This is a genomic window from Bradyrhizobium sp. USDA 372 (genome assembly GCF_053629095.1).
This window is the reverse complement of sequence record NZ_JBRJHR010000001.1, coordinates 6,750,971-6,767,219: the sequence shown is the minus strand read 5'-3', so window position 1 is coordinate 6,767,219 and position 16,249 is coordinate 6,750,971. Positions and strand designations below refer to the sequence as shown.

Annotated in this window: 15 protein-coding genes; 7 read left to right on the top strand and 8 right to left on the bottom strand. The window is 65.5% G+C overall.

Features of this window, described 5'->3' with window-relative positions:
- The first annotated feature begins 198 nt into the window (after positions 1–198).
- Positions 199–978: an enoyl-CoA hydratase-related protein gene (locus tag AB7M16_RS31665; protein WP_453946349.1), complete on the top strand. Its 780-nt coding sequence runs from the start codon at positions 199–201 to the stop codon at positions 976–978.
- Positions 979–1,120: 142 nt separating this feature from the next.
- Here the strand turns inward: AB7M16_RS31665 and AB7M16_RS31660 are convergent, their stop codons facing one another.
- The 3 genes from AB7M16_RS31660 to AB7M16_RS31650 are packed head-to-tail and all read right to left on the bottom strand — an operon-like array spanning position 1,121 to position 3,273.
- On the bottom strand, positions 1,121–1,498 hold the full coding sequence (locus AB7M16_RS31660; RefSeq protein ID WP_453946348.1) for a DUF6285 domain-containing protein: 378 nt from the start codon (positions 1,496–1,498) through the stop codon (positions 1,121–1,123).
- A 3-nt stretch (positions 1,499–1,501) separates the two neighbouring features.
- Complete coding sequence (locus tag AB7M16_RS31655; protein ID WP_453946346.1) at positions 1,502–2,488, bottom strand: phosphotransferase family protein; 987 nt, start codon at positions 2,486–2,488, stop codon at positions 1,502–1,504.
- Positions 2,485–3,273 (bottom strand): enoyl-CoA hydratase/isomerase, encoded by a 789-nt coding sequence (locus AB7M16_RS31650; protein WP_260382829.1) that lies wholly within the window; start codon positions 3,271–3,273, stop codon positions 2,485–2,487. The genes AB7M16_RS31655 and AB7M16_RS31650 overlap by 4 nt, the downstream gene beginning before the upstream one ends.
- A 168-nt stretch (positions 3,274–3,441) precedes the next feature.
- Here AB7M16_RS31650 and AB7M16_RS31645 point away from each other — a divergent pair, with 168 nt between their 5' ends.
- The 3 genes from AB7M16_RS31645 to AB7M16_RS31635 all read left to right on the top strand — a co-directional run bounded on the left by AB7M16_RS31645 (position 3,442) and on the right by AB7M16_RS31635 (position 6,297).
- Entirely contained in the window at positions 3,442–4,221 is a 780-nt protein-coding gene (locus AB7M16_RS31645; protein WP_172784075.1) for an SDR family NAD(P)-dependent oxidoreductase, read from the top strand.
- Positions 4,222–4,353: 132 nt separating this feature from the next.
- Complete coding sequence (locus AB7M16_RS31640; protein ID WP_271510784.1) at positions 4,354–4,734, top strand: VOC family protein; 381 nt, start codon at positions 4,354–4,356, stop codon at positions 4,732–4,734.
- A gap of 285 nt (positions 4,735–5,019) precedes the next feature.
- A complete protein-coding gene (locus AB7M16_RS31635) occupies positions 5,020–6,297 on the top strand; it encodes an acyl-CoA dehydrogenase family protein (protein WP_172784073.1) in 1,278 nt (425 codons plus the stop codon).
- Between the two features lie 159 nt (positions 6,298–6,456).
- On the opposite strand, the gene yghU is transcribed toward AB7M16_RS31635, so the two are convergent.
- Positions 6,457–7,329, bottom strand: coding sequence for a glutathione-dependent disulfide-bond oxidoreductase (gene yghU, locus AB7M16_RS31630; protein ID WP_453946344.1), 873 nt, complete (start codon positions 7,327–7,329; stop codon positions 6,457–6,459).
- 327 nt (positions 7,330–7,656) lie between these two features.
- On the opposite strand from yghU, the gene AB7M16_RS31625 reads away from it, so the two are divergent.
- Complete coding sequence (locus tag AB7M16_RS31625; RefSeq protein WP_260382826.1) at positions 7,657–8,790, top strand: nitronate monooxygenase; 1,134 nt, start codon at positions 7,657–7,659, stop codon at positions 8,788–8,790.
- 113 nt (positions 8,791–8,903) lie between these two features.
- On the top strand, positions 8,904–10,421 hold the full coding sequence (locus tag AB7M16_RS31620; RefSeq protein ID WP_453946343.1) for an acetyl-CoA acetyltransferase: 1,518 nt from the start codon (positions 8,904–8,906) through the stop codon (positions 10,419–10,421).
- Between the two features lie 140 nt (positions 10,422–10,561).
- Here AB7M16_RS31620 and AB7M16_RS31615 read toward each other — a convergent pair whose 3' ends face one another.
- The 4 genes from AB7M16_RS31615 to ltnD form a co-directional block, all read right to left on the bottom strand.
- Entirely contained in the window at positions 10,562–12,253 is a 1,692-nt protein-coding gene (locus AB7M16_RS31615; RefSeq protein ID WP_453946342.1) for a methyl-accepting chemotaxis protein, read from the bottom strand.
- 172 nt (positions 12,254–12,425) lie between these two features.
- A complete protein-coding gene (gene otnK / locus AB7M16_RS31610) occupies positions 12,426–13,703 on the bottom strand; it encodes a 3-oxo-tetronate kinase (RefSeq protein WP_453946340.1) in 1,278 nt (425 codons plus the stop codon).
- Entirely contained in the window at positions 13,700–14,482 is a 783-nt protein-coding gene (otnI, locus tag AB7M16_RS31605; protein WP_172784067.1) for a 2-oxo-tetronate isomerase, read from the bottom strand. The genes otnK and otnI overlap by 4 nt, the downstream gene beginning before the upstream one ends.
- Positions 14,483–14,493: 11 nt before the next feature.
- The gene (gene ltnD / locus AB7M16_RS31600) at positions 14,494–15,411 is read right to left on the bottom strand and encodes an L-threonate dehydrogenase (RefSeq protein WP_212259799.1); all 918 of its coding nucleotides are present in this window, start codon (positions 15,409–15,411) and stop codon (positions 14,494–14,496) included.
- 107 nt (positions 15,412–15,518) lie between these two features.
- On the opposite strand from ltnD, the gene otnC reads away from it, so the two are divergent.
- The gene (otnC, locus tag AB7M16_RS31595; RefSeq protein WP_172784065.1) at positions 15,519–16,205 is read left to right on the top strand and encodes a 3-oxo-tetronate 4-phosphate decarboxylase; all 687 of its coding nucleotides are present in this window, start codon (positions 15,519–15,521) and stop codon (positions 16,203–16,205) included.
- Positions 16,206–16,249: the final 44 nt, after the last annotated feature.

The window sequence follows — 16,249 nt, the reverse complement described above, 5'->3', positions numbered from 1 at the left end:
TTGATTTTATCGTTTTGCGTTAAGGCGCTAGGCGCATTCTTGCTTGGCACGATTAAGGTGAGAAGAGCGCGTGCAAGTCAAGCAAGCCGAGACGTGACGATGGCGCAAGGCGCACCAGCGCAATTCGATGGTGCTCAGACGCACCCGCACGGTAGTATGGCGCCAATATTCCTTCGAAAGAAAATCCGGGAGCGCGCGATGGAGCTGAAATTCTCAAAGGTGGAACGCAAGGGGCCGATCACGATCGTGACGCTGTCGCGCCCCGAGGTCTACAACGCGCTGCACACCGACGCGCATTTCGAATTGCAGAAAGTGTTCGACGATTTCTCCGGAGATCCCGAACAGTGGATCGCGGTCGTCACCGGCGCCGGCGACAAGGCGTTCTGCGCCGGCAATGATTTGAAGTGGCAGGCAGCGGGGGGAAAACGCGGCTGGGACAAGGGCGGCTTTGCCGGCCTCACCTCACGCTTCGACTGCGACAAGCCGATCATCGCCGCCGTGAACGGCGTCGCCATGGGCGGCGGCTTCGAGATCGCGCTCGCCTGCGACCTCATCATTGCCGCGGAGAACGCAACCTTCGCCCTGCCCGAGCCGCGCGTTGGACTAGCCGCGCTCGCCGGCGGCCTGCATCGGCTGCCGCGCCAGATCGGGCTGAAGCGCGCCATGGGCATGATCCTCACCGCGCGCCATGTCAGCGCCAAGGAAGGTCTTGAGCTCGGCTTCGTCAACGAGGTGGTGCCGCAGGGCGAGGCGCTGACGGTTGCGCTGCGCTGGGCGGAGACGATCGCCAAGAATTCGCCGATGTCGATCCGGGCCTCGAAGCAGGCGATCCAGAAGGGGCTCGGCGTGTCGCTGGAGCAGGCCATCGCGGAGCAGCGCGACTACCCGGCCGTGCAGGCGATGGTCGCCTCGCAGGATTACATCGAGGGCCCGAAGGCGTTTTCCGAGAAGCGGCCGCCGAAATGGGTGGGGAAGTGACCGCGCTCTGCGCGGTCATTCCGGGGCGCGCCCCGCTTGGGCGCGAACCCGGAATCCATCGAGGGTCCGAGGCGGTGGATGAATGGATTCCGGGCTCGTCGCTTCGCGACGCCCCGGAATGACAGCAAGAGAGCATCGCGCCCTACTCGCCTCGCGATAGCTCCCGCTTGTAGGACGCATAGTTCGGCTGATCGACCGCAAGCTTGTCCATCGTGGTCGCCCAGAGATGATTGGCGAGACCGGGGGTTGCCAGATCGACCTCGCCCTTGGCGATGCGATCGGCGAGCGCGCGGTTGAGCTCCATGACCGAGCCGTCGATGCCGAGCAGCGCGCGCAGGCGCTCCACCTCCTCCGCGTCGCTCCCCGCCTCCCGCGTCAGCTGCCGCGTCACGAGGTCGAGGATGTTGATGGCGACGCGCAGCTTGAAGGCCTGGTGGCCGGAGATCAGCGGCGTGATGTCGCTCCGGAGGAAATCGGCGACCGACTTGGTCAGCTCGATCGGGGTCGGCTCGTCCTGCATGTGTCAGCTCCCGCGCGGCGCCAGGAGGCGCAACAGATCGATCTCGGTCTCGCTGGCGCGGCGGCCGATCATGGCGCGCTCCATGGAATGGTCGGGACCCTCGCGGAAGCGCTGCATCATGCCGCCGCACATGATGCCCCAGCGCAGCGTGCCCATCACTTCCCAGAATTTGACTCGCTCTGGATCGACTTTTCGGCCTGCCGCCTCGTAGCCGGCGAACAGCTCCTCGCGTGTGCCAAAACCGCCGACGGGCTTGTCGATCTCGCCGAAGCGCCAGGAGTTGACGCAGACCCAGCCGAGGTCCTCCATGGGGTCGCCGAGATGGGCGAGCTCCCAGTCGAGCACGGCGCGGACACCATCCCGACCGATGATGAGATTGCCGTTGCGGAAATCGCCATGCACCAGCGTGGTCTCGGCCGCGGGACCGGGATCGTGGTCGCGCAGCCAGCGCAGCGCCAGCTCGAACACAGACTTGGGCCAGTTCAGGCTGCGATAGTCGCGCTCGAACTCGGCGATCTCCTGGGTCGCGCCCCTGCTGCGCAGCTGAGGCAATTTGTCGTGTGGCAGCCGATGGAGACCTGCGAGAATTCCGCCGATCTGCCGCGCCAGAATGGGGCGCGCCGCAGCAAACTCCTCATCGCGAAGAATCTTGCGCGCGATGGTCTCGCCCTCGACCCTTTGCATGATGAAGCCGGTGCCGAGATCGTCCTCGGGCGTGAGCACATGCATCACGCGCGGCGACGGCACGCCGGCTTCATAAGCAAGCTGCATCAGCTGCGCTTCAGCGGCGAGACCCGCAGCGCGCGTCGGCGCCGCGCCATAGCCTTTTGGCGAGCGGCGCAGGATCGCGCCGATCACACCATCGGGATGCACGATATCGAAGCGCCAAGTTTCCTGGCTGGCGCCGCCGGACAGTTTTGCCGCAGAGGTGACGCCGGTCGCCCCTTCGCACCAGCGCTGGACGCTGCGTGAAAGCGCCGCCTCGATCATTTGCCCTTGAACTGCGCGGGCCGCTTCTCGAGGAACGCACCGACGCCCTCGCGGAAATCCTCGGTGTCGCCGGCGCGGAGCTGGCACTGGAATTCCAGATTGAGCTGATCCTCGAAGGAGTTTTCCGGGCTGTCCCAATAGAGCTTGCGGATCAGGGACAGTGCGACGGTCGGCCCGCTGGCGAGATCGCGCGCCAGCTTCATCGCTTCCTCCATCAGCACGCCGTCATCGTAGACACGGTTGACGAGGCCCCATTCCAGCGCCTTCTCGGCCGGCAGCCGCTCGCCCATCAGCGACAATTCGATCGAGCGCGCGCGTCCGACGAGCCGCGGCAAGAGCCAGGTTGAGCCGCAATCCGGCACGAGGCCGATGCGGCGGAAGGCCTGCAGGAAATAGGACGAGCGCGCGCACAAAATCATGTCGCCGAGCAGCGCGAAGCTCATGCCGGCGCCGGCGGCGGGGCCGTTGACCGCGGTGATGATCGGGCAATGCAGATTGCGGATGCGGCGCAGGAAGGGATGAAAGCCGGTCTCCAGCGTCAGGCCGGCCTTGGTCTTCTTCGACTGGTTGTTGCGGCCCTGCAGATTGGCGCCGGTGCAGAACGCGCGCCCTGCGCCGGTCAGCACCACGCAGCGCACCTCGCCTTTCTTCTCCTCGATCGTATCGAGCGCTTCGGCAAGGCCCCCCAGCATGTCCACGGAGACCGCGTTCATCACCTCCTGATGGTCGAGCTTGAGGATCGCGACCGAGCCATCGAAGTCGAGCGTGACGTGTTTGAACTGCATGGTTTCCTCGTCAGTTGCGGCCCGCGTCAGTTTCGCAGACCGGAATTTGGTTTTGTCGGGGCGCATATTTGATTTTTGGCGCGGTCTTGTCCATGGTGATCGGAGCATAGCAAGCAATCTTGTGCGCAGCGGCTGATGGGCCGCAGACCAAAATACAGGAAACGCGCCATGAACCTTTTCGACCTCTCCGGCCGCGTGGCCGTGATCACCGGTGGCAATGGCGGCATCGGCCTCGGCATCGCGCAGGCGCTCGCGGGCCAGGGCTGCAACGTCTCGATCTGGGGCCGCAATGCTGACAAGAACAAGGCCGCTGCCGCGAGCATGGCGGGCCTCTCGGGCAAGGTCGACAGCCGCGTCTGCGACGTCAGCGACCCGGCCTCGGTCGCTTCAGCGATGAAGGCCACGCTCGACACCTTCGGCCGGGTCGATGGCTGCTTCGCCAATGCCGGCATCGGCGGCGGCGGCCGGCGCGCCTTCATCGAGCGCACCGAGGAGGAATGGCGCACGATGTTCGCGACCAATCTCGACGGCGTGTTCCACGCCTTCCAGGCCGCGGCGAAGCACATGACGGATCGCGCCAATGCAGGCGATCCCTTCGGCCGCCTCGTTGCGACCTCGAGCCTCGCCTCGATCTTCGGCACCGCGCGCAACGAGCATTATGCCGCGACCAAGGCCGCCATCAACGCGCTGGTGCGCGCGCTCGGCGTCGAACTGGCGCGTTACGGCGTCACCGCCAATGCGATCCTGCCCGGCTGGATCAAGAGCGACATGACCGCAGGGCTCATGGCCAACGACAAGTTCGTCGCCAACGTGATGCCGCGGATTCCGATGCGGCGGTTCGGCGAGGCGTCAGATTTCGGCGGCATCGCGGTGTATCTGATGAGCAAGGCGTCGTCGTATCACACCGCGGACACGTTCGTGATCGACGGCGGCTATACCGCGTTTTGAGATTTCGTAGGGTGGGCAAAGGCGCTCTTGCGCCGTGCCCACCGTAAGCATTTTTCGAATGTCGTGGTGGGCACGCTGCGCTTTGCCCACCCTACGGCTCCTCGTTTTGTCAGCGCAGAAGGGAATGGGCAAATGTTCTCGCACGTGATGATCGGCACCAACGATCTCGACAAAGCCAAGACGTTCTACGACAAGCTGCTCGGCACGCTCGAGGTGCGGCCGGCCAGGGTCGACGGCCATCGCATCTTCTACATCACCAAGACCGGCGTGTTCTCGGTGTCGAAGCCGATCAACGGCGAGCCGGCGACATGCGCGAATGGCGCCACGATCGGCTTTGCCGCCAATTCGCCGGAACAGGTCGATGCGTGGCACGCGGCGGGCGTCGCGGCCGGCGGCAAGCCGATCGAGGATCCGCCGGGCATCCGCGAGGGCTCCGGGGTTAAGCTCTATCTCGCCTATCTGCGCGACCTCGACGGCAACAAGATCTGCGCGATGCATCGGATGCCGGCGTGAGGCCGACCGATCTCTCCTCGTCATTGCGAGGAGCTTTTGCGACGAAGCAATCCAGACTGCCGCCGCGGTAAGATTCTGGATTGCTTCGCTGCGCTCGCAATGACGGAGTCCTGGGCTCGGACGGCGCTCCAGCCCAGCGCGCCTCCCCATTCAAACAACATTTCAAACGTCCCTGCGATATTCCATCGCATGGCATGGCCCGCGCGTGAAAATGCGCGCTCGCGCTTTGGCGGCGCTGCGTCTATTCTCCGGCCCAAACTGAACTCAGCGATCCCGGGAGGACCAATGACAAAACACACCTACATTCCCCGCACCACCAACTACACGCTCAATCCCGGCGACGAGCTCAACGATCTGCGGATGTCGGACCAGGTCCGGCCGCTCTACGATCACGTCAAGAAGTTCATCCGCGACACCGTCGAGCCGATGTCGATCGAGTTCGCCAAGGCCGGCGAAAGCAAGGAAGATCGCTGGAGTTTTACGCCAAAGCAGCTCGAAGTGCTGGAGAAGGCCAAGAACAAGGCCAAGCAGGAAGGCCTCTGGAACTTCTTCCTGCCGGATGACGAGACCGGCCAGGGCCTGAAGAATCTCGACTACGCCTATATCGCCGCCGAGCTCGGCAAGAGTCCGCTGGCCTCCGAGACCATGAACTGCTCGGCGCCCGACACCGGCAACATGGAGGTGCTGGAGCGCGTCGGCACCAAGGAGCAGAAGGAGACGTGGCTGAAGCCGCTGCTCAACGGCGAGATCCGCTCGGCCTATGTCATGACCGAGCCGAACGTCGCCTCCTCCGACGCCAAGAACATCTCGACCACCGCAAAGCTCGTTGGCGACGAATGGGTGATCAACGGCGAGAAGTATTACATCTCCGGTCTCGGCGATCCCCGCTGCAAGATCCTCATCGTGATGGTGAAGACCAATCCGGACGCGGCACCGAGCAAGCAGCAGTCGCAGATCCTGGTGCCGCGCGACACGCCCGGTGTCGAGGTCCTCGGTCCCATGTACGTGTTCGGCCAGGACCACGCCCCTCGCGGCCACATGCATATGCGCTTCAACAATGTGCGGGTGCCGAAGGAGAACATCCTGCTCGGCGAAGGCCGCGGCTTCGAGATCTCGCAGCTCCGGCTCGGACCGGGGCGCATCCATCACTGCATGCGCACCATCGGCAAGGCCGAGAAGGCGCTCGACCTGATGGTGCAGCGCGGCCTCACCCGCGAGGCCTTCGGCAAGAAGATCGCCCATCTCGGCGGCAACATGCAGATCATCGCGCAGGCGCGCTGCGAGATCGAGGCGATGCGGCTAATGGTGCTGAAGGCCGCCAAGGCGATGGACGTGCTCGGCAACAAGGAGGCCCGCGTCTGGGTCTCCATGGTCAAGGCCATGGTGCCCGAGCGCGCCTGCAGGATCATCGATCAGGCCATCCAGATGCACGGCGCCACCGGCATCTCGCACTGGACCCCGCTCGCCGAAATGTATCAGGACGTGCGGCACCTGCGCTTCGCCGACGGTCCGGACGAGGTGCACTGGATGGTGGTGGGCCGCCATGAGCTGAGCATGGCGTGAAGACTCTCTCCTCCCCCTCTCCCCGTTCTTACGGGGAGAGGGTCGGGGTGAGGGGCCTCTCTCCACACGCGAGGTGATCGAGGGACCTGTACCCCCTCACCCGAATTCGATCTTCGATCGAATTCGGCCTCTCCCCGCAAGCGGGGAGAGGTGAAGCGCCTACGTCGCGGGCACGAGCTTGTCCTGCGTCTTGGTCTCGAAATCGGACGCGTCGTGGCGCTCGTGGAGCTGGCTGGCGGGATCGCCGGAGACGCGGTTGACCATGCGGCCGCGCTTCACGGCCCGACGCTTGGCGATCTGGTCGGTCCAGCGCTGCACGTTCTTGTAGTCCTGCACCGACAAGAATTCGCCGGCGCCATAGACCAGCCCCTTGGCGAGCGCGCCGTACCAGGGCCACACCGCGATGTCGGCGATCGTGTAGTCCTTGCCCGCGAGATATTCGTTGTCGGCGAGACGCCGGTCGAGCACATCGAGCTGGCGCTTGGTCTCCATGGCGAAACGGTCGATGGCGTATTCGATCTTGGTCGGGGCATAGGCGTAGAAATGGCCGAAGCCGCCGCCGAGATAGGGCGCGCTGCCCATTTGCCAGAACAGCCAGGACATCGCCTCGGTGCGGGTCTTGATGTCCTTCGGCAGGAAGGCGCCGAACTTCTCGGCGAGGTAGAACAGGATCGAGCCTGACTCGAACACCCGGATCGGCTCCGGGCCGGAGCGATCCATGAGCGCCGGGATCTTGGAATTCGGATTGATGTCGACGAAGCCGCTGCCGAACTGGTCGCCGTTGCCGATCCTGATCAGCCAAGCGTCGTATTCGGCGCCCTTGTGGCCGAGCGCGAGGAGCTCCTCCAGCATCACGGTGACCTTCACCCCGTTCGGCGTCGCCAGCGAGTAGAGCTGAAGGGGATGCTTGCCGACCGGCAGCTCCTTGTCGTGAGTGGGGCCGGCAATGGGTCGGTTGATGTTGGCGAACTGACCGCCGTTCTCCTTGTTCCAGGTCCAGACTTTAGGCGGCACGTAGGGGGCGTCGGTCATGCGGGGGCTCCGGCAAAAAGATGCGCCTGCATTAATTAGCCCGCAAACGGCCGATGACAAGGGCGCCGAAATGCATTGCCGGACGGGACAACTCTGCGTTTTGTCATGGCAGCCCCTCCCCGCCGTCATTCCGGGGCCGGATTCTCGCTTGCCGAGCCCCGGAATGACGACGCCACTCAGGACGCCGCGGCCTGCGGCCCCCGGATCAAGCGCGACGTCTACACACAAGATGCCTCGTCGAATCCGGCATGTCATCGATCGGCTCGCGTCACTTTGCTTTGCCAGCGAAAGCAACGAGAATGCGAAGCCTGCCGCCGGGAGAGAGCCATGAAATCGCCGATCTGCGACATGCTGGGGATCGATTTCCCGCTGCTCGCCTTCAGCCATTGCCGCGACGTCGTTGCCGCCGTCAGCCGCGCCGGCGGGTTTGGTGTATTGGGCGCGACGGTGCATACGCCGGATACGCTCGAGCGTGAGCTGAAGTGGATCGACGATCACGTCGACGGCAAGCCCTACGGCATCGACGTGCTGATCCCGGAAAACATCTCGACCGCGGGCGAGAAGGACGTTACCTGGAAGAGCCTGGAAGCGCGCGTGCCGCAGGAGCACCGCAACTACACGCGCGATCTGCTGAAGAAGTACGACATCGAGCTGACCAGCAGCGAGGTCGCGGACAACCAGCCGCAGCCGTTCGACGGCAAGACCGCGCTTCAGCTGCTCGAGGTCTCCTTCGATCATCCGATCCGCCTGATCGCCAACGCGCTGGGCGTGCCGCCGAAGGCGATGATCGAGATGGGCAAGAAGCACGGCGTGCCGGTCGCAGCGCTCGTCGGCGCCAAGGAGCACGCGCTGCGCCAGGTCGCGGCCGGGGTCGACATCCTCGTGGTGCAGGGCACCGAGGCCGGCGGCCATTGCGGCGAGGTCTCGACCATGGTGCTGGTGCCGGAGGTGATCAAGGCGATCAAGCCCATCCGCGACGTGCCGGTGCTGGCGGCCGGCGGCATCATGACGGGACGGCAGATGGCGGCCTGCATGGCGATGGGCGCGGCCGGCGCCTGGACCGGCTCGGTGTGGCTTGCGACCGTGGAGGCCGAGACCACGGAGATCTTTCGCGAGAAGATGATCGCGGCCTCCTCGCGCGATGCGGTGCGCTCGAAGGGCCGCACCGGCAAGCCGGCGCGGCAGCTCCGCTCGGTCTGGACCGATGCCTGGGACCGCGCGCCGGACAGCCCGGGCGCGCTGCCGATGCCGCTGCAAAGCATCATCAGCCGCGACGCCTTCCATTCGATCGACCGGGCCGCCGCAAGCGGCAACGCGAGGGCGCGCGATCTCGTCAGCTATTTCGTCGGCCAGGGCGTCGGCCTGATCGACAGCGTGAAATCGGCGGGTGCCGTGGTACAGGAGTTCAAGCAAGATTTCGCCGAAGCCGTCGAGCACATGAATGCGCTGGTGGCGGACTAGTCACGACCTCGTCATTGCGAGCGCAGCGAAGCAATCCAGACTGCCTCCGCGGAAAGATCCTGGATTGCTTCGCTGCGCTCGCAGACGAAACAAATGACATCGTGAATTGAAGCATGACAGATAAGAACAAGAATCCCGAAGACCGCATCCCCGTCATCGTCGGCATCGGCGAGATCGTCGACCGCCCGAAGGAGATCACCGACGGTCTCGAGCCGCTCGACCTGCTCGAACAGGCGCTGCGGCGCGCCGAACAAGATTCCGGTGCAAAGCTGCTCGGCGAGGTGCAATCGCTCGACATCGTCAATTTCCTGAGCTGGCGCTATCGCGATCCGGAGCAGCTCTTGGCGCAGCGCCTCGGCATCTCGCCTGCGCATTGCTATTACGGCCCGGTCGGCGGCGAGAGCCCGATCCGCTACATCCACGAGGCGGCCAAGCGTATCGCGCGCGGCGAGTGCAGCGTCGCGGCGATCTGCGGCGCGGAGGCGCAATCGACCGCGACCAAGGCGGAGCGCGCCGGCATCAAGCTGCCGTGGACGCCGTTCGCCCATGACGTCGAGGAGCCCAAGCGCGGCGCGGCCTTCCAGAAGCCCTTGGCAGTGAAGCTCGGCGTGTTTCTGCCCGTCACGGTGTATCCATTCTACGAAGCGGCCTCCTCGGCGCATTGGGGCCAGACGCCGCGCGAGGCGATGGCGGAATCAGGCACGCTGTGGTCGCGCTATTCGGAAGCCGCCGTGCAAAACCCCAATGCCTGGCTGAAGCGGCGTTACGCGCCTGAGGAGATCACGACACCGACCGCGGACAACCGCCTGATCGCCTGGCCCTATAACAAGCTGATGGTGGCCAACCCCAGCGTCAACATGGGCGGCGCGCTGCTGCTCACCAGCCTCGCCAAGGCGCGGGCGGCCGGGGTCGCCGAGGACAAACTGGTCTACCCGCTCGGCGGTGCTTCGGCGGAAGAGCCGCGCGACTATCTGCTGCGCGACCAGTTTTACGAGAGCCACCCGCAGAACGCCGTGCTCAAGAGCGTGATGGACCTCGCGGGCGGCGACGGCAACAGGTTCGACGCGATCGAGCTCTACAGCTGCTTCCCCTGCGTGCCCAAGATGGCGCGGCGGACGCTGGGCTTGGGACCCGACGTGCAGCCGACCGTGACCGGCGGCCTCACGTTCTTCGGCGCGCCGCTCAACACCTACATGACGCATGCGGCCTGCGCGATGGTGCGGCGTGTGCGCGACGACGCCAGGCTCGGCCTGCTCTACGGCCAGGGCGGCTTCGTCACCAAGCACCACGCGCTGGTGGTGTCGAAGACGCCGCCGCGCGAGACGCTGGCGCAGGAGACGAGCGTGCAGGACGAGGCCGACCGCAACAAGCGCGCGGTGCCGGAGTTCGTTAACGAGGCTTCGGGCAAGGGCAAGGTCGAGAGCTTTACCGTGCTCTACGGCCGCGGCGGCGACGTCGAGCACGGCGTCGTGATGCTGCGGACAGAGGACGATCGCCGCACGCTGGCGCGGATTCCGCCGAGCGATGGCGCGACGCTGGCGCATCTGCTCGACATGGACCGCACCCCGGTCGGCTCGCTCGGCGAGTTCGCTATGGCAGCCGATGGCGTGCCGGAGTGGCGGGCGGCGTGATCTCGTAGGGTAGGCAAAGCGAAGCGTGCCCACGACCTTCGTGTGATCCGGAAAGAATGGAGGGCACGGCGCAAGAGCGCCTTTGCCCACCCTACGAGATCTCAGCCCTTCGGCGCCTGTTTTTCCGACGCGGTCGAGACTCAGGCAGCGCGGACCGAGCTCAGGAACCTGCCGACCTCGGTCTTCAGCCGGCTCGAATCGTTCGACAGCATCTGCGCCGCGGACAGCACCTGCGATGAGGCCGTGCCGGTCTCGGTCGCGCCGCGCTGCACGTCGGTGATGTTGGACGACACCTGCTGGGTTCCCTGCGCCGCCTGCTGCACGTTGCGCGCAATCTCCTGCGTCGCGGCGCCCTGCTCTTCCACCGCAGCGGCGATGGCGGACGAGATCTCCGATAGGCGCTCGATCGTCGAGGAGATCTCCTTGATCGCACCGACCGAATCATTGGTCGCCGCCTGGATGCCGGAAATCTGCTGGCCGATCTCGCCGGTCGCCTTCGCGGTCTGCTCGGCGAGCGCCTTCACCTCGGAAGCGACCACCGCAAAGCCGCGGCCGGCTTCGCCCGCGCGCGCCGCCTCGATCGTAGCGTTCAGCGCCAGCAGGTTGGTCTGGCCCGCGATGGTATTGATCAGCTCGACGACGTCGCCGATGCGCGCGGCGGCTTTGGACAATTCGCTGACGCGCTCGGTGGTGGCACGGGCCTGACCGACGGCATCGCCCGCCATCCGCGCCGATTCCTGCACCTGGCGGCTGATCTCGCCGACCGACGAGGCCATCTCCTCGGTCGCGGAGGCCACCGATTGCACGTTTGTCGAGGCTTCCTCCGAAGCGCCGGCCACCGTGGTCGCCAGCCGCTGCGAGCGGTCGGCGGTCGCGGTCAGGGTCGAGGCGGAGGCCTCTAACTGGCTCGAGGCCGACGACACCGTCTGCACGATCTCGCCGATCATCGTTTCGAATTCGCGGGTGATGTTGTCGACGCGGCGGCCGCGCTCGATCTTGGCTTCGGCATCGGCTGCGGCGGCCTCGTCGGCCGCCTTCTTGGCGATCAACGCCTCCTTGAAGATCTGGAGCACGTCGGCCATAGCGCCGATCTCGGTCCTCTCGCCGCGATGCGGGACTTCGGCGGAGAGGTCGCCCCGGCCCAGCGCCTGCATCGGCAGGGTGATCGAGTTGATGCCGCTGGAGACGTCACGGACGAGATAGAAGCCGACGCCGACGCCGCTGACGACGGCAGCGCCGAGAATGATCGAAACCAGCATGAACGCATGATAGTAGCTCTCGGCGGCGTCGCTGGCGGCCTGATTGCCGCCCTTGGTGTTGAGATCAATGTCCTTCTGCAGGACCTCGTCGGACTTCAGGCCGATCTTGTTGACGGTCTTGGTATTGAGCTCATGGGACGCATGCGGAACTTTGCCCGCCTCCATACGCGACAGTTCCATGACGTCCTGGGCGCCCTTCTGGTACTCAGCCCACAACTTCGACCATTCGCCATAGAGCGCCCGCTCTTCCGGCGAGGTGATCATCGGCTCGTAGTTCTTTCGAGCCTTGGCCAGCATCTCCGTGACGGTCGCCGCAGTCTGCTCTGCCGCCAGCTTGTCATCCAGCGTCTCGGACAGCATGTGCTCGCGGACCACGTTGCGGTAGGTGATGACGGCGGCCCGGATCTCGCCCAGCACCCGCACGCTCGGCATCCAGCTCGTCGTGATGTCGACCGTGTTGGCGTTCATCGACCGCATCTTTATGACGGCGAGCAGGCCCATGCCGGCCATCGCGACCAGCAGGAACGCCACGACACTGATGATCTTGGCGCGGATGGAAATGGTGGCGAGCATAATAGGAGTCTCTTTGTGCTGGCGGCGGTGCCGCGCCCGGAAGTTCTACGAATCAACCAAAGGGAGCAGCACCGACATCCGACAGCAGAGCACCCGTGCAGGTGTCAGCGACGACTCCGTGCGAGTTACGGAGCCCGAAACAAGTGAACAGGCGGCTAAGAACGCCCTGCGCTCAGCGCATGAGCCTAAGCGCATCCGTGAAGAACTCCGCGCCGCCGAAATTTCCGGACTTCAGGGCTAGCAACATGTCGCCACCTTCCGAGCCGACCGCGCGCAGCACCGGAACTCCCGCAGCGATTTCCACTCCTACGAGAAATCCGGGAATCCTCAACCGATCGACCACGGCGCCGGATGTCTCGCCACCGGCGACGACCAGGCGCCGGACGCCGGCCTGAACCAAGCCCTCGGCGATATCGGCCATGGCCTGCTCGATGGCGTGGCCGGCGGCATCCCGGCCGTGGCGTGCCTGTACGGCGGCAACGGCTTCCGGCGTCGCGCTCGAAGCGATCAGCACCGGACCTTCCGCAAGCCGCGGCCTTGCCCAGTCCAGCGCGCGCTGCGCTTCGCCGGCGCCCGCGACGATCTGCTCGGGATCGAGATGGAGCACCGGCATGATGCGTTCGGCGACGGCAATCTGCTGAAGCGTCGCCTGCGAGCAGCTGCCGGCAAGACATGCGGCCGGTCCGCCGACCGCAGCGCCGGTTTCGCTGCTCGGCGGCGCCGACTTCACCTTGCCCGTCGACACCAGCGCGCGCGCAAGCCCGAGGCCCATGCCGGACGCGCCGACCGACAGAAGGTGTTCGGCGGCGACGAGACCGATGGTCTCGAGGTCGCGGTCGAACACGGCGTCGATGATCGCGGCACCGATGCCCTTGGCGGCGAGCTCGGCCAAACGTGCCCGCACGGCCTCCGCGCCGCGCGTGACGGTGGCGAGATCGACGAGGCCGATCTGCGTCCTGCTCTGGCGCGCCAGCACGCGCACCAGGTTGGAATCATGCATGGGGTTGAGGGGATGGTCCTTGAGCGGGCTCTCGTTGAGCGGCACGGCGCCGACGAACAAATTGCCCTGATAGACGGTGCGCCCGGTCTCCGGAAAAGCCGGCGTCACCAGCACGGCTCCCTCGCCGCAATCGGCACGCAGCGCGTCCATGACGGGGCCGATATTGCCGGCATCGGTGGAATCGAAGGTCGAGCAGATCTTGAACAGCACGTGGCCCGCGCCGCGGCCGCGCAGCCATTTGTCCGCCGCGCGCGAGCGCGACACGGCAAGGCCGGCCTCGATCGAACGGCTCTTCAAGGACACCACGACGGCATCGACCTCGGGCAGCGCCAGATCGTCGGCAGGTATGCCGATGGTCTGGACGGTGCGCAGGCCCGCGCGCGTCAGCGTGTTGGCGAGGTCGGAGGCGCCGGTGTAATCGTCGGCGATGCAACCCAATGCAAGTGTCACGGCTTCACTCCCGCATAGGGCTTGAACCAGGCGAGGCCATCGGTGGTCTTGCCGCGTGGATTGTATTCGCAGCCGACGAAGCCGGCATAGCCGAGCCGGTCGAGCTCATCGAACAGGAACGGATAGTTCAGCTCCTCGCCGTCGGGCTCGTTGCGCGAGGGAATGCTGGCGATCTGGATGTGGCCGATGATCGGCATCATCTCGCGCAGCCGCATGGTGACGTCGCCGTGGATGATCTGGCAGTGATAGATGTCGAACTGGAGTTTCAGGTTCGCAAGCCTCAGTTCCTGGATCAGATCCCGCGCGAAGCCGAAATCGTTGAGGAAGTAGCCGGGCACGTTGCGCGCATTGATCGGTTCGATCACGACGTCGATGCCGTGCGGCGCGAAGAATTCCGCAGCCCAGGCCACCGATTTGTAGAAGGCCTCGATCGCGGCGCGCTCGCTGCGGTTGGCGATGCCGGCCATCAGGTGCAAGCGCTTGACGCCGGTCGCCTTGGCATAAGGCAGAGCCGTCTCCAGGCTCGCCTTGAGATCGGAGAAGCGTGATGGCAGCGCGGCAAAGCCCTTCTCGCCGGCGTTCCAGTCGCCCGGCGGCATGTTGAACAGCGCCTGGGTCAGGCCGTTGCGCTTGAGCCGTTCGCCGACGGCCTCGGCGGGATGCTCGTAGGGAAACAGGAACTCGACCGCGGTGAAGCCCGCTTGCGCAGCGGCGTCGAAGCGGTCGAGGAACGGCACCTCGGTGAACATCATCGAGAGATTGGCGGCGAAACGCGGCATTGGAGATCCTCTTACTTGTCGCCGGGCAGCTTGACGCCGGTGACCTGCGCATACATCCGCGCCACCGATGCGTCATCGTCCCGGCCCATGCCGGCGGCCGACGTCATCAGGAACATCTGGAGCGCGGCGGCGGAGACCGGCACCGGGAATCGGGCGCTGCGCGCCATGTCCTGGATGATGCCGAGATCCTTGACGAAGATCTCCACCGCGCTGCGCGGCGTGTAGTCGCCGTCGAGTACGTGCGGCATGCGGTTCTCGAACATCCAGGAATTGCCGGCCGAGGCCGTGATCACCTCGTAGACCTTGCGGATGTCGAGGCCCTGCTTGGCCGCGAAGGCAATCGCTTCGCTGGCGGCGGCGATGTGAACGCCGGCGAGCAGCTGATTGATCATCTTGAACGCAGCGCCCTGCCCGGCGGCATCGCCGAGCTCGTAGAGCTTGGCAGCCATGGCATCGAGCGCCGGCCGCGCTTTGGCAAAGGCGGCCGGGCTGCCGGAGGCAAGAATCGTCAATTCGCCTTGCGCGGCGCGCTGTGCTCCGCCGGAGATCGGCGCATCCAGATAATGCCGGCCGGTCGCCTCCAGCTGCTTAGCCAGGCGCCGCGCCACATCCGGGTCCATGGTCGCCGAGGAGACGAACACGCTGTCCTTCGGCATGGTCTCGGCGGCGCCATCCTTGCCGAACAGGATCGCCTCGGTCTGCGCGGCATTGACGACGACGCTGACGACGATATCGGCGTCCTTGGCCGCTTCGGCCGGCGTCTTGGCTCCCGCGCCGCCGTCCTTCACGAAGCGCGCGACGGCATCCGCCGAGACGTCGCAGCCGGTCACGGCGTGGCCGACGCGCTTGAGCGAGGTCGCCATGCCAAATCCCATCGAACCGAGCCCGACGACGGCGATACGCTGACTTTGTGACGTGGAGGCGGACATATGCAACTGACCCTTGCGAACGTTTCCCGGATGGCCGCCCTTTTGCGGCAGCTTGGCAACCGAATAGCACGGCTTGGCCGCGCTGCCAAAGCGTGAGACAAGCAGGCATGACGGCCATGAGAACCGAAACGAGCAACGAAACAAGGCTGCGCGAGGAGATTTGCCGCTTCGGACGATCCCTGTTCGAGCGCGGGCTGACGCCAGGCTCCTCCGGCAATATCAGCGTCAAGCTGGACGACGGAGGCTGGCTGGTGACGCCGACCAACGCCTCGCTCGGTTTCCTCGATCCCGCAAAACTGTCACGGCTGGATAGCGGGAGCCGGCTGGTCTCGGGCGATGCGCCGACCAAGGAAGTTCCGCTGCACACGGCCCTCTACGATACGCGCGGAAGCGCGCGGGCCATCGTGCATCTGCACTCCACGCATTCGGTCGCGCTCTCGATGCTCCCCGAGATCGACCCGCGCGCCGCGCTGCCGCCGATGACCGCCTATTACCTGATGAAATGCGGCGCCACCGCACTCGTGCCCTATTACCGCCCCGGCGATCCCGCGGTCGCGGATGCGATCAAGGGGCTGGCGGGGAAATATTCATCCGTGCTGCTCGCCAATCACGGTCCGGTCGTTGCCGGCGACACGCTGGAAGCCGCGGTGTTCGCCACGGAGGAGCTGGAGGAGACGGCGAAGCTGTATCTGCTGCTGCGCGGGATGAACCCGCGGTATCTGTCGCCGGAGCAGGTGAAGGATCTGGTGAAGGTGTTCGGGGTGACGCTGCCGGAGCATGGGCACGACGATTGAGCCTCGCTCCAACCTCGTCACTGCGAGCGCAGCGAAGCAATCCA

Excerpts from the sequence above, each read along its gene's own strand:
- otnC (WP_172784065.1), top strand. The coding sequence starts at position 15,519 with ATGACGGCCATGAGAACCGAAACGAGCAACGAAACAAGGCTGCGCGAG.
- AB7M16_RS31620 (WP_453946343.1), top strand. The coding sequence starts at position 8,904 with ATGACAGATAAGAACAAGAATCCCGAAGACCGCATCCCCGTCATCGTC.
- AB7M16_RS31645 (WP_172784075.1), top strand. The coding sequence starts at position 3,442 with ATGAACCTTTTCGACCTCTCCGGCCGCGTGGCCGTGATCACCGGTGGC.
- AB7M16_RS31660 (WP_453946348.1), bottom strand. The coding sequence starts at position 1,498 with ATGCAGGACGAGCCGACCCCGATCGAGCTGACCAAGTCGGTCGCCGAT.
- otnI (WP_172784067.1), bottom strand. The coding sequence starts at position 14,482 with ATGCCGCGTTTCGCCGCCAATCTCTCGATGATGTTCACCGAGGTGCCG.
- yghU (WP_453946344.1), bottom strand. The coding sequence starts at position 7,329 with ATGACCGACGCCCCCTACGTGCCGCCTAAAGTCTGGACCTGGAACAAG.
- AB7M16_RS31640 (WP_271510784.1), top strand. The coding sequence starts at position 4,354 with ATGTTCTCGCACGTGATGATCGGCACCAACGATCTCGACAAAGCCAAG.
- AB7M16_RS31635 (WP_172784073.1), top strand. The coding sequence starts at position 5,020 with ATGACAAAACACACCTACATTCCCCGCACCACCAACTACACGCTCAAT.
- ltnD (WP_212259799.1), bottom strand. The coding sequence starts at position 15,411 with ATGTCCGCCTCCACGTCACAAAGTCAGCGTATCGCCGTCGTCGGGCTC.
- AB7M16_RS31615 (WP_453946342.1), bottom strand. The coding sequence starts at position 12,253 with ATGCTCGCCACCATTTCCATCCGCGCCAAGATCATCAGTGTCGTGGCG.
- AB7M16_RS31665 (WP_453946349.1), top strand. The coding sequence starts at position 199 with ATGGAGCTGAAATTCTCAAAGGTGGAACGCAAGGGGCCGATCACGATC.
- AB7M16_RS31625 (WP_260382826.1), top strand. The coding sequence starts at position 7,657 with ATGAAATCGCCGATCTGCGACATGCTGGGGATCGATTTCCCGCTGCTC.
- AB7M16_RS31650 (WP_260382829.1), bottom strand. The coding sequence starts at position 3,273 with ATGCAGTTCAAACACGTCACGCTCGACTTCGATGGCTCGGTCGCGATC.
- AB7M16_RS31655 (WP_453946346.1), bottom strand. The coding sequence starts at position 2,488 with ATGATCGAGGCGGCGCTTTCACGCAGCGTCCAGCGCTGGTGCGAAGGG.